The sequence below is a fragment of the Phycisphaerae bacterium genome (assembly GCA_024102815.1).
In the GTDB taxonomy this organism is placed as follows: domain Bacteria; phylum Planctomycetota; class Phycisphaerae; order UBA1845; family UBA1845; genus JAGFJJ01.
In genome coordinates, this window is sequence record JAGFJJ010000057.1 from 97,984 (window position 1) to 110,015 (window position 12,032).

Consider the following 12,032-nt stretch of genomic DNA (forward strand, 5'->3'; position numbering starts at 1 on the left):
GCCTGCTCGAAGTATCCGCCCATCCTAGGGCTGGCTCGCCGCAACGTCCACCGCGACATTGTCAATCAGGCGACATTGTCCGATTCGCACGGCCAGGCAGATGCGCCCCGGCCGATCGATGCGCGACAATGGTTCGAGCGTGCCTGCGTCCACGACTTCGACATAATCGATATCCACAGGACCGGCCGCCTTGATCGCCGCGATGACGTCCTCCCGCAGCTTCCCGGCGTCGGTCTCTCCGTGCCGTGCCTTTTCCACCGCGTCGAACAACGCACGATTGAGTGACGCCGCCTGTTTCCGCTCCGCCGGCGAGAGATAGACGTTTCGGGAGGAAAGTGCCAGTCCGTCCTCGGTCCGCACGGTTGGGCAGCGCACGATTTCGATCGGAATGTTCAGGTCGCGGACCATCTGCTCGACGATCAGGAGCTGCTGGTAGTCCTTTTCTCCGAAGAATGCGTAATCTGCCGGCATGATCTGAAAAAGCTTCGCCACGACCGTCGCGACGCCGTCAAAATGTCCGGGCCGGTGGCGTCCGCAGAGCCCCTCGCCGAGTCGCCGAACGTGTACGACCGTGGCGTCGTCCCCCGGATACATCGTGGAGACATCAGGCGTGAATACCAGTCGGGCCCCTTCCTCGCGACAGACGTCCAAATCGACTTCAAGATTCGCGGGGTACCGGCTGAGGTCTTCCCCAGGCGCGAATTGCGTCGGATTCAGGAAGATGGAAACCGCCGTTGACTCACATTTTTGCATTGAGGCTCGGATCAAGGAGACGTGGCCCTCGTGCAGCGCTCCCATTGTGGGCACCAGCCCGACCGGACCGAATTCGCGCCGAAGGTCGTGGACGGCCTTTCGAGCAGCGTCAATATCCCTGACGACATGCATCATTCACCTGAATCCGAGGGTTGCCGGGACCGCGTCGGCCTGATTTCGATTCACAGCGGATTGCATGATCCGAAACTTCGGCATAACTGTACGCTGGTTCGCCGCAGTCGCAACGCTCGCTGCCGCTACGCCGAGCGGGCATTATTGGACCGCGAGTCGTGTTCGATACCGGGCGGACGAAATCGCGGCTGGTCACTAACGACGCTCCATCCGCTTGTGTCTAAGTGTATGCGAACAGGGAAGCTGAGCGAGTCTGTGGCGGTGAATGAGGCGTCCGAGATCGCCCTGGTTCGGCAAGCCCAACGGGGCGACGCCGACGCCTTCTCCGATCTGGTGCGGATGTACCAGCGGCGGGCGGTTTCGCTTGCCTATCGGCTGCTGGGCAACGCCGAAGACGCCGCAGACGTGGCCCAGGACGCCTTCGTCCGGGCTTTTCGCCATCTCGATCAGCTTGCCGATCCGGGGAGATTCGGGCCGTGGCTGCTTCGAACCGTCAGCAACCTGTCACTCAACTTCCGCCGATCGCGGGCGAGCCGGGCGGCCATGTCGCTGGAAGACGAGGCCCAACTTCCGGACGGCGCCCGGCCGACGGGACGAGCGAGCGGCGAGGCGAGCGATGCGGCCGATCTCGGACCCTTGCCCGCGGAGCTGCAAAGCGCCGTGACCCAGGCCGTGGCACAGCTTCCCGAGAAGCAGCGCCTTTCGCTGATTCTCTTCAGCGTCGAAGGCATGCCCCAGAAGGAGGTGGCCGAGGTGTTGGAGTGCAGTATCGAACTGGTCAAATGGAACGTCTTTCAGGCGAGGAAGAAACTGAAGGAACTGTTGGCCGCGCATCTGTAGACTCGGTTGGGTCGGTGCGGCTGAAGAATCGGGTTTCTCGGTAGGAACGAAGTCACAGCGGCGCGATCACTGCTGATCGCAGGACGAAACGGGAATGTCCCACGACGAATACAATCCCAACGATCCGCTGTTTCTGCTGAGCCGCTATCTCGACGGTGATCTGACGCCCCAGGAGCGTACAGAGATCGAATCGCGGATTGCCGCATCGCCGGAGCTGCAGGCCGAGTTGTCGGGCATGCGGCAGGCGGAATCTATCGTGCGGCGCGCAACCGGCGGTCCCGTCGAATTGGACTGGGACGCGCAGGCCGAAGCCATCAAGAAGAACCTGGTTGAGAACGCGGACGGCGACGCCGCGCTGGACGCGCTCCTTACCCGTTGGGGTTCGACGACGCCGGACATGGACGAAGGCCGGTTTGTGGCCGATGTCCGCGCCCGCCTGCAGCAACCTGTACGGCGCCGCAACCCGATCATCCGCATTTTTGGCTACGCAGCGCCGCTGGCTGCCGCTGCAGCCATTGCCATCGTGGCCACGCTGGGAATCCGTCCGACAACGCCAACAACGGAAGTTTCTATTGTCTCGGTCGTGGAAATCGGACCGGGGTCGACGACCGAGACGAGGTTTCGGTCCACATCAGCGGCTGTTGTGGCGTTTGATCGAACAGCCGGCGCCGCGCCGAGGAGTCCCGGGGGCCGTATTGGAATGACCGTCGTCTCCGCGGGCGATGCGCGAGTCGCGTACGGAGTGGATTCTCCGCCGATTTGAGCCGCGGCGAGCCGCCATGGAGCGCAAGACTCGTCGCGTAGTCGAATTCAGGAAAAGACTGCTGGAGGACTTCCGGCTCTTGGAGTGAGTGCGAGCGATGTTCACCTCAAAGATCATTCTCTTTGGCCTTACTTCGATCCTGACATGCGGGGTCTCGGTCTACGACACCCGCGATCTGATTGAGCAGGCCCTCGACGAACCTACTTCCATTCAACTGGAGAACGTCCGGCTCGACGAAGCCATCGGAATCGTCTCCGCGCAGACCGGCGTACGTCTGGTCATGCCGCAAGACGTCATGAATCTGGCGCCTCACGGCGGCGAGACCGTCCTTCAGCGTGTTGATATTTCCGGCATGCCCCTCCGCGCGGGGCTTGCCAAGCTGCTTTCGCCCTTGGCCATGGACTTTGTTGTTCAGGATGACCATGTCGAAATCGTCGCCACGCCGGCGCTGCGTTGCCTGGGACGTTCACCTACATGGTCCGAATTGGAACTTATCAACAAGCTCGCCACCCAGTCGCTGGACGGTGATGAGTCCACGCTTGATAGGTTGCGTGAGCGTGTTCAGTTTCGCGTCCCGGCTCCGGACCCTTGGCCTTTGCTCGCCTCTGCCCTTAAGGGTGTGGGATCGGGCAGCGTTTCCGAGGCACTTACCATCGCCTCCGGTAATCTCGGGTGGGCATGGTGCGTGGATGGTGACCGCGTCGTCATCGAGACAGTTTCTGAGCAATACCGGCGGTACCTCGAGCGGCCGATTTCCTTGCGTCTGAACAACCGTCCACTCGTCGAAGTGCTCAGTGCCGTGGGCCGAGCCAGCGGCGTCGATGTCCGCAGCGAGCCAGGCACGCTGGCCTCGCTGCCGGACAGTGTGCAGCGAAATTTCTCGCTCAATGTTACACGACAGTCAGCCGAGGACGCGCTGGAGCAGATCGCGGCCTTCACCGGCTTGGGGTATCTGATCGACGCCGATGGCGTTCTGTTCTACCGGGCCGATCGCGCGCTCGAAGGGCCGACCTCAACGGAGCGCGGCGGCGGAGAAGACGTGCGCCCGGCGCCAACCGCCGGCGACCCCTACGTCGGCAAGGTCGTGATCACCCTCGACAGCGGAACCACGATGGAATGGCTGGTTCGCCGCTCCGAGTTGCCGCCAGATCTTCGGCAGCGACGTGAGGACGACCTCCGCCGCGCATTTGAACGACTGCGCAATATGCCGTAAACACCCGAAACGTCGTGGCGGCAACGCTTTCCGACACCATGGCCTGCCAGACCCGTTGGCCAGTGCTGACCTCGTTCCTACAATGACGCTGGCGCGGCGCGGGGCGGTCCCGCCTGCGCGATTCCAATGAAGAGCGAGGAGGTCGGCCGTGTTCCGTCAACGCTTTGCGCAATTCGTGTTTCTGCTCCTTTTGCCTGTCGCTTCGCAAGGCGCGACGCCCGAGCGGGCACACATCGTCGACGCGGAGGACTATTTCTCGCTCGCCGTCGTCGGAGACGTTGCCGTCGCGCCCGACGCCCGTCATGCTGTTTTCACCGAGACACGTTGGAACCCGCCGGAGGAAAGCCGCAACACCGATCTGTGGATCGTTGAGGTCAACTGCCGGCAGAGCAAGCGCTTGACCTTCGACAATGCTTCGGATTCTTCGCCGCACTGGAGCCCGGACAGTCGCTATATCTACTTCGCCAGCAGCCGCAAACTCGGCGACGGAGACGCGCCGCCCTACAACGGCAAGAAGCAGGTTTGGCGCGTACCTGCCGAAGGTGGAGAGCCATTCGCCGTGACGCGCCTCAAGGACGGCATCGACCTGTTCGATCTCTCCCGCGATGGAAACACGTTGTATTACACCGTCACCGAAGAGCACATCGATCCGGACTGGAAGGATCTCAAAAAGGAATACGGCAAGCTGACCTACGGGCACGGCGTAAACAAGGTCGGCCAGCTCTGGAAACTCGACCTCCAAAGCTGGCGGGCGGAGAAGCTCATTGACGATCAGCGTGTCATTCGCCAGATTGCCGTCTCCCCCGATCAGCGCCGCGTGGCCATGCTGACGACGCCGGAAGATGTGCTCCTTTCGAACGAGGGCTGGTCACGCGTGGACGTCTACGACGCCGAGACAGGCGAGGTCGAGCCCGCCAATCCAGACGGCTGGCGGGCAGGGCATCCCACACCGTACGGGTGGATCGACGCCGTCACATGGTCGGACGACAGCCGTGCCCTGGCGTTCACCATTTCCTTCGATGGCTACCCGCCGATGCTTTACGTGATCGAGTGGAACGGGGACAACGCCACGCAATACGAGCTGCGCCGACCGGACATCGTGACGATCGCAGGTGGAACCGCGAAGTGGCGAGGCCAGGGGCGCGAGCTCTGCTTCCTGGGCGAATACAAGGCCCGTGAGCGTGTTTATTGCATCTCCGATGTGGCCGGCGGGAAGCAGAGCGGTACGCAGTTCATCACTCCCGAGGACGGCGTCGTCGGTGCTTTCGACTTCACGCCCCGCGGCGACCAGCTTGCTTTCGTGATGGGCACCTCGACCCATACGCCTGACGTCTACTGGCGGCAGCCGGCAGGTGCCTTCGATCGCCTGACCAATGTCAATCCGCAGGTGGATACGTGGAAACTGCCGCAGATTTCCATCGTTTCATGGACGGCCCCCGACGGAAAGACCGTTGAAGGAATCCTCGAACTTCCTCCGGACCACAAGCCCGGTACGCCGTTGCCCATGGTCGTGGAGATTCACGGTGGTCCGACCTCGGCAACCACGGTGAACATGCGTTTCTGGATCTACGGCCGAACACTCCTTCCGTCGAAGGGCTACGCGCTCCTCAGCCCCAACTACCGCGGTTCCACGGGCTACGGCGACGAGTTCATGACCGACCTTATTGGTCACGAGAACGACATTGAGGTGAAGGACATTCTCGCGGGCGTGGACGCCATGGTCGAGCGCGGCGTCGCCGACCCCGACCGATTGGGCGTCATGGGCTGGAGCAATGGCGGATTTCTGACCAACTGCCTGATCACAAAGTCCACGCGTTTCAAGGCCGCCAGCTCCGGCGCCGGCGTGCTCGACATGACCATCCAATGGGGCACGGAGGACACTCCCGGCCATGTCATCAACTACATGCAGGGATTGCTGTGGGACGTGCCCGATGCCTACCGCAAAGCGTCCCCGATCTACGATCTCGACAAGGTGACCACGCCGACACTCATTCACGTCGGCGAGAACGACGAGCGCGTACCGGCCGCCAATGCTCGCGCCCTGCATCGCGGTCTCCACTACTACCGCCATGTTCCCACGGAACTCGTCGTCTATCCGGGCGAGGGCCACGGCCTGACCAAATACTCGCATCGAAAGGCAAAAATGAAATGGGACCTGGCCTGGTTCGACCACTACATCCTGGGAAAGAGTGATGAGGGCTCCGCGCCGGCATCGACGGATTGACGGTTATCAGACGCCGGGTTCCTGCCGTTGAGCCCGCTCCGCAACTCCGAATCGTAGCTTGTAGGGGTGGCGATATCGCCACACGGCACGTTTCGTTTCGGAGGGGCGCTATGTTCTGGGTTCGCATTGCGCTGGCGATGGCCGTATTCGTTGTCGCGGCGGCTGCACCGGCCAACGGAGGCTTGATCGCTCTGAACGGCCCCGCACAGGTCGTCTCAGAGCCTCCGGTTTCCCTGGTCCGTGACGCCGTCGAGGGCGGCGACCTTTCCATCTTCGCCGAGTCTCAGGGCGTCACGTTGGATGCGCCGTTGACATTGGATATCGGGCAAGGCGGCGCGTTCGAGTCCTTCTCCAATCGGGAATTGGGTGGCTTTTCCACCGTCGTGGATGCCGGAACAGTCGTCGACAGCTTCATCGTGCACTTTGACCCACCGGGTAGTCCGAAACAGCAGACTTCACTCTCGGGGCCGGTTACCCTGACCTTTGCCCAGCCCGTTTTCGGCCTGCTCGTCGGCGGATCAAGCTTGCGCTCAACCGACGGCTTACTCGGCCTGGCCGGAACGTCATACCTGAACTCAAGCCATCGCGGGCTGGAAGAAGGGGAAGATTCGATCACGCTTTCCGATGATCTCAGGACACTGACGATCAACTCGCTGAGCGGTACGCGGCGTGATCTGGACGAGATTCGTATTGTCTCGCGAAACACGGCCGGGCAACGCGTGGTTCCCGAGCCTGCAACGATTCTCCTGGGTCTTGCGGGACTCGTGATCCTGGCGGCTCGTCGGGGTGCGCAGCGGCGGCATAGCCCCACTGCTCTGAGTGTCCCCCGCGCGACTACTCCGACATCAGTTCCCCGATGAGCGACGTAAACGCCCGACGCAACTGCTGATGGTCCGCGCCGGTCGCAGGACCCGCGAACCCACTGTACACAGCCCGGACGCGATCCTTGCGATCGATGAAGACGATCGTGGGGTAGGCTTTGAGTTGCGTCAGAAACGGCAGCTTGCGAAGGACTTGCTCCTTCTCGGCCACGCCCGCCACGAACATCGGATAGGGGGCGTGATGCCGCTCGGCGAATTGCCGAACGAGCCGGGCGCTGCGTGAAAAGTCGTCGTCGTATTCAAAAGCCAGCCCGACGACCCGCAGTCCACGTTCGCCAAAATTCTTCTGTAATTCGCCCAGATAATCGGACGCATCATGGCAATTCGGACACCACGTGCCGAATACCTCGACGATTCGTACAGTGCCGGTCGGCGCTGCGTCTTGCAGGGACTGCTCCCGCCCATCCGGGGCGCGCAACTTGATATCTGCCAGCGCTGTTTCACGTCCGGGTGAAATTCGCTCGAATCCGTCGGGCAGGGACGCGCGGTCGTCTCGCGTCGCCGTCCAGGTTTCGTGCCAGGTGTCCCGCGACCAGAAGTCACCCGACAATGTGCCGTCGCTCTGCAACCGGGCATCGAAGAGAAACGCGTGAGCGCCGTCGAAATTCGAAAGACGCAGTCGCGGATAATCAAACCGTCCCGCGAGGAAGCCGTAGTCGCCCGTTGCCGTCAGAATCGAGCCCGTAACCGCTCCGTCGAGGGCCGCCTCGAAGATGCCGACCGCCGGCTGCTCTTCGCTGGAGAACTTGATCAGCCACCGCCCGGATATCCTGGAGTAGTATTTCCCTCTTGTATTGGGATCCTGAAGGAATCGATCGATGTCGCCGGCCACGGCATGAAACGGGAGTCCCGTCGAGCTGCCATCCTTGCCTCGCTTTCGCCACGAGCCGTCAAGTCGCCTCCCATCCGCACTAATGTCTGCCGTTATCTGCGCGTCGTAGTGATCGATGTGCAGGATCAGCTTGCCCCCTGCGACCGATACGCGCGGGACGGTTGCCCGCTCCGGTGGGTTAATGAGCCATGCCTGCCGTTCGTTGCCCGATCGCTTCAGCTCCAGCCCGAAGGGCAACTCCCCGCCGGGTGAATCGAGCCACGCCCGCCACGGACCCGCAGACGGTTCCGGGAGAATCGCCGTGGCCGAGGCCAAGATGAGCGGCAGCAGCAGCGCAAACATTCCATGCATGGAAAGACTCCAGGGTCTGGCCTTATTTCCCGCCGGTATCGTAACACGCGGTGCGATTGGACCACAATCGCAGGAGAGTGCAGATGCAGCGGCTACGCCGGTCTTGTGCGTCCGCCTGTGCGAACCAGATACACGCACCAGCCGATCACAACCGCATTCAAGACGAAAAAGAATACGAAGACCGGGAATCCGCCGACCTTCATGGCCCGCTCGTGGGCGGCATAGAGTGAGGCGATGTCGATCGTCACCAGCCGGATGCCCTCCCGAACAACCGTCATGCCCGAAATCGTCAGAACCGCGCCGACCGAAGCCATCGTCAGCAGGCCCATTTGAAACCGCGGCCGGCGCCGCTGTGCGATCCACGCGATGAATTGTACGGCCAGCCCCATCGAAGCTGCTGCGAAGTAGCCTCCGGCCAGAGACCCCGTGAACACGCCGCGCATGTTCGGCGTCATCGCCGCGTAGTACAAGATCCCCGCGAGGGTCGTCAGGACCATGCCGACCAGTGCCAGTGTCGCGGCACGGCGCGGCTCACCGGCCGCGACGCTCTCTGGATTGCGGCGCTGCGCATACCACAGTTGCCACGATACCAGCAGCGCCATTGTCGGAAACGCTCCGAGAAACCACAAGGCCAGCCGTGGCAGCAACTCGGCGTCATAGAAGAAGATCGAGGAAGAACCGTAGAAATCGGCCCACAATTCCCGTCGGCGCATCAGGAGATGATTCTCCGTCCAGGAGTATGCCGTGAACGCGAAGCACAGAAATGCACCTACGGTGATCACGACGCGTAACCATGCGGGCCAGGCCGATACGCGACGTGCCTTCAGCAGATAGAGCAGATAGAATCCGACGATCAGGACCGGAAGAATCGACATCCAACGATTGAACAGCAGCAAATTGGCCGTGTAGAACGAATACCGGTACAGAATCTGAATGAACAGGAGCGGCGCGACCCCGGCGGTGATCGTTGCTCCGACGGCGAACGGCATCCAGTCGCGCAGTACCTTGGAAATGGTCAAGCGGTCTTCATCGCGTCGTCTTGCGAATATCGAGCCCACTGCCAGCCACGTTGTTCCCGCAAGGACGTAGTTCATGAAAACCACGTGGATCACCAGCGTGAACACGTAAAAAAACAGGTAAAACGCCGTCGGCAGCGGAAAGCCGAAGGGAAACGCCGTATCCATTAGTTGTGCTCCACTGCTGCGGCGACCTGCTCGATCGTCGGCTTCATGCCCGCCTCGTCCAGCCATGCCTGAATCTGCATCAAAGGCGCCTGCCGCGTCGTGTCCGGCCAGCTCTTCGGCGAACCATCGGACATCCATTCGATGAGCTGAACGAGCGACTCCACTTCCTCCGGGGTGCCCGCAAACGGAGGCATGAACGGCTTGGTGTGCTGAAGCTTGGCGATGTTCAGTCGCTTCTGGTCCGTGGTCCACGTCCCCGCCAGATGCGTCAGGCCGTTGGCGCCATCCGTCGTGTGGCAGACGCTGCATTGGAACCGAAAGACCTTGGCCCCAAGTCGAAGCTGGTCGTTCGGATAGAAATCCGCGTCCCGCAACGGATAGGGATCTTCCGCCACCGATCCCAACTGACGAAGCCGGGCGATCTCGGGTTCCGTGATCGAGTTGGCGAACAGCGTCTGCCGAATGGTGTACGGCTTTCGCACACCCTCGCGAACGTATTCCCCGCCCGCTGTCGCCGCCAGTGCCAAGGCGCACAACAACGTGGCCGTCGCTCCATTGATGTACAGCTTCTGGCGGATCAGTCCGATCAGCGCGTAGCCGCCGATCAGCACCGATGACCCCACGGCCACGCTCATGAACAGTGTCATGGCCGCGCTACCCCCCATGACCCACGACCGGCTGTCCGCCGGCATGGCCGCCAGAAACCAGGCTCCCAGAAGGGGCATCAGCGCCATCGGTGCAAGGAAATGGGCCGCGCGATTGATCAGTCCTCGCCGTGCTTCCACATCCAGCTCTTTGATCGTGTTGATGACCACGCACGCCACTAGCGACGCCAGCGTCATGGCTACCACCGTACGGAAGAATAAGGACGGCCAGAATGTGGGATTGAAGAAACCCGGCCAGATATGGCCCGATTCGACCCACTGCCCCGGCGTGAGCTGCCACGAGAGGATGCCGTTGATCCAGAACAGGCTGAACCACGCCGCCGCCGTATACAGAATGAGCAGGGTGAGCCGGGCACGATCGCCCAGCACAGTGGCGTATCGATAGAACGCGTAGCCGGCCGTGATCTCCAGGCAGAAGAATGTCCATTCCGTCGCCCAGAGCCAATGGAATTCCTCCACCATCATGCCGATGGTGCGCGGGCTGACTTGTATGGACGTGAACCACATGCCCACGCCGGTGAGCGCTCCAATCACGAAACTGATCAGCACCAGCACCCGGAAGTAGCTGTCCAGCAGTATCCGCGCATTCGGATTGCGCCCGGTCATTGCCAGCCATTGGAAGTAGCACATCAGCGCGCCGCCGCCGATGGCGAACTGCGCGACGAACACATGGAAAATCCCCAGTCCGCCGATAACCATGCCTTTCATCAGCGGGCCGAAGCTGTTGAGCGGGTAGTAGGGAACGTCCACGAGTGAGTTCTCTCCGGGGGGTTTTTGCGCGATGCGCCGCACCGGTTCGACGTCTACATGATGGTAGTGCGCGTCCGAGAACTCGCAACGCACAGGGGTTTGTACCGCCCTCGATCGAGCGCTGCGCATTGTCGCAGCGGTGAGGCCCGTCGCATTCACCGACGACCGATAATCCTCGATGTCGAGCCGGGTGACGCGATCCGACTTCGCCAAGGTCGAGCCCCGCGAAAGTCGATAGCACAAGTGAACGGCATAGATGCTCTGCCCGTGGCGAAGGGGCGATCTCCGCCTGCCCGCCGCCGTTTCGAGCGCGGCCGGTCGTCAGATGGACCACGAAAGGTGTACGCAATGAAGCTGAGAATCGTCCTCGCCGTCTTGATTATCCTGATGGTTTGCCTCGTTGTTGCTCCGGAGACGGCCCGTGGTCAGGGCTCGGCTCAGTTAACCTTCGAGCCGCTCGAAGCCGAGACTGCCGTTCTGTCCGATGACGGCGCCGGAACAACATTGATCACCGTAACCGACGAGGATGAGTCGGTGTTACTGCCGTTGTCCCTGGTCGGCTTCTCGGCCGGCGCAAGCATCGACCTGGCTCGTGCCGGCGCCACGGATTATGACATCGATGTCACCACGGACGAGTTCGCCCTCGTGCTCGGGTTGAACAGTCTGCCTGTGTCCGGCCCAGTGGCTGTCGGCCTGAGCGCCAACGGCCAACTAACGGTCAGCGCCGGAGATCCGACCGGCGATCGCATCGGCGTCGGCGTGACCATCTCGGACCTCGGTCCGAATCTCGGCCTCGACATGGCCTATGACCCGCTTCCCGAAGAGTACGCCGGTCGTGTCACGCCGCTGTACCCGGGTCTGGTGGACGAGAACGCACTCGGCGGGAGCGTGACCGTCGCCGCCGCGGAGCTCACGCCCTCCTCCCGAGTACGAGTCGTCCTGAGCTACCAGGAAACGGATCTTGAGGGAATGGATGAGCAGGACTTGCGCGTCATGATCTTCTCCAACGCCACGGGTCGCTACGAGCCTGTCGGAGAGAACGACCGCGGCATCGGCGAACCCTCGATGGGAGAAGGCGACTACGGCGTCGATACGGTGAACAACGCCGTCTGGGCGGTGGTCGATCATACGGGCAGCTTCGTCGCGGGAGTACCCGATCCCACGCTGCCCTCGATCATCATCGACGATGAGAACGGCGGTCCCAGCGGTGGGGGAGTGTCTTTCTGCGGTCCGGCCGCCGCGATGTGGCTACCCCTGACGGTTGCGGGCCTCGCCCTGACGCGCACGCGCCGTCGCCAAACGACTTCCGCCTGATCTCCTAACCCGGATATTTCATGAGTTGACGTTGATTCGCGCATAAGGAAGGCCTTCGAACCTGGTATGATAGGGTTTGCTCCAACGCAATCATGCCGAGGCACGGAGGCCGTTCGTGACAGAGTGTAAC

Annotated in this window: 10 protein-coding genes; 6 read left to right on the forward strand and 4 right to left on the reverse strand. The window is 62.0% G+C overall.

The window, feature by feature from the left end:
* Positions 1–24: 24 nt before the first annotated feature.
* Positions 25–885, reverse strand: coding sequence for a pantoate--beta-alanine ligase (locus J5J06_14300; GenBank protein MCO6438262.1), 861 nt, complete (start codon positions 883–885; stop codon positions 25–27).
* Positions 886–1,146: 261 nt separating this feature from the next.
* On the opposite strand from J5J06_14300, the gene J5J06_14305 reads away from it, so the two are divergent.
* From J5J06_14305 to J5J06_14325, 5 genes are all read left to right on the forward strand, one after another.
* Entirely contained in the window at positions 1,147–1,725 is a 579-nt protein-coding gene (locus tag J5J06_14305; protein ID MCO6438263.1) for a sigma-70 family RNA polymerase sigma factor, read from the forward strand.
* Between the two features lie 94 nt (positions 1,726–1,819).
* Positions 1,820–2,488, forward strand: coding sequence for a hypothetical protein (locus J5J06_14310; protein ID MCO6438264.1), 669 nt, complete (start codon positions 1,820–1,822; stop codon positions 2,486–2,488).
* Between the two features lie 97 nt (positions 2,489–2,585).
* The gene (locus J5J06_14315; protein MCO6438265.1) at positions 2,586–3,701 is read left to right on the forward strand and encodes a hypothetical protein; all 1,116 of its coding nucleotides are present in this window, start codon (positions 2,586–2,588) and stop codon (positions 3,699–3,701) included.
* A 148-nt stretch (positions 3,702–3,849) separates the two neighbouring features.
* Positions 3,850–5,925, forward strand: a complete 2,076-nt coding sequence (locus J5J06_14320; GenBank protein ID MCO6438266.1) for a S9 family peptidase — start codon at positions 3,850–3,852, stop codon at positions 5,923–5,925.
* 110 nt (positions 5,926–6,035) lie between these two features.
* The gene (locus J5J06_14325; protein MCO6438267.1) at positions 6,036–6,785 is read left to right on the forward strand and encodes a PEP-CTERM sorting domain-containing protein; all 750 of its coding nucleotides are present in this window, start codon (positions 6,036–6,038) and stop codon (positions 6,783–6,785) included.
* On the opposite strand, the gene J5J06_14330 is transcribed toward J5J06_14325, so the two are convergent.
* The 3 genes from J5J06_14330 to J5J06_14340 all read right to left on the reverse strand — a co-directional run bounded on the left by J5J06_14330 (position 6,760) and on the right by J5J06_14340 (position 10,717).
* The gene (locus J5J06_14330; GenBank protein MCO6438268.1) at positions 6,760–7,989 is read right to left on the reverse strand and encodes a TlpA family protein disulfide reductase; all 1,230 of its coding nucleotides are present in this window, start codon (positions 7,987–7,989) and stop codon (positions 6,760–6,762) included. The two genes, J5J06_14325 and J5J06_14330, sit on opposite strands and share 26 nt — an antisense overlap.
* A gap of 92 nt (positions 7,990–8,081) precedes the next feature.
* On the reverse strand, positions 8,082–9,173 hold the full coding sequence (locus J5J06_14335; protein MCO6438269.1) for a hypothetical protein: 1,092 nt from the start codon (positions 9,171–9,173) through the stop codon (positions 8,082–8,084).
* Positions 9,173–10,717 carry a c-type cytochrome gene (locus J5J06_14340; GenBank protein ID MCO6438270.1) on the reverse strand — a complete coding sequence of 515 codons (1,545 nt, stop codon included), beginning with the start codon at positions 10,715–10,717 and terminating at the stop codon, positions 9,173–9,175. Before J5J06_14340 ends, J5J06_14335 begins: the two co-directional genes overlap by 1 nt.
* 219 nt (positions 10,718–10,936) lie before the next feature.
* On the opposite strand from J5J06_14340, the gene J5J06_14345 reads away from it, so the two are divergent.
* Positions 10,937–11,902, forward strand: a complete 966-nt coding sequence (locus J5J06_14345; protein MCO6438271.1) for a hypothetical protein — start codon at positions 10,937–10,939, stop codon at positions 11,900–11,902.
* The last annotated feature ends 130 nt before the right edge of the window (positions 11,903–12,032 follow it).

What these genes read in the sequence shown, in the direction of transcription:
- J5J06_14335 (MCO6438269.1), bottom strand. Translation starts at nt 9,173, where the DNA reads ATGGATACGGCGTTTCCCTTCGGCTTTCCGCTGCCGACGGCGTTTTAC.
- J5J06_14315 (MCO6438265.1), top strand. Translation starts at nt 2,586, where the DNA reads ATGTTCACCTCAAAGATCATTCTCTTTGGCCTTACTTCGATCCTGACA.
- J5J06_14325 (MCO6438267.1), top strand. Translation starts at nt 6,036, where the DNA reads ATGTTCTGGGTTCGCATTGCGCTGGCGATGGCCGTATTCGTTGTCGCG.
- J5J06_14310 (MCO6438264.1), top strand. Translation starts at nt 1,820, where the DNA reads ATGTCCCACGACGAATACAATCCCAACGATCCGCTGTTTCTGCTGAGC.
- J5J06_14300 (MCO6438262.1), bottom strand. Translation starts at nt 885, where the DNA reads ATGCATGTCGTCAGGGATATTGACGCTGCTCGAAAGGCCGTCCACGAC.
- J5J06_14345 (MCO6438271.1), top strand. Translation starts at nt 10,937, where the DNA reads ATGAAGCTGAGAATCGTCCTCGCCGTCTTGATTATCCTGATGGTTTGC.
- J5J06_14340 (MCO6438270.1), bottom strand. Translation starts at nt 10,717, where the DNA reads ATGCGCAGCGCTCGATCGAGGGCGGTACAAACCCCTGTGCGTTGCGAG.
- J5J06_14330 (MCO6438268.1), bottom strand. Translation starts at nt 7,989, where the DNA reads ATGCATGGAATGTTTGCGCTGCTGCTGCCGCTCATCTTGGCCTCGGCC.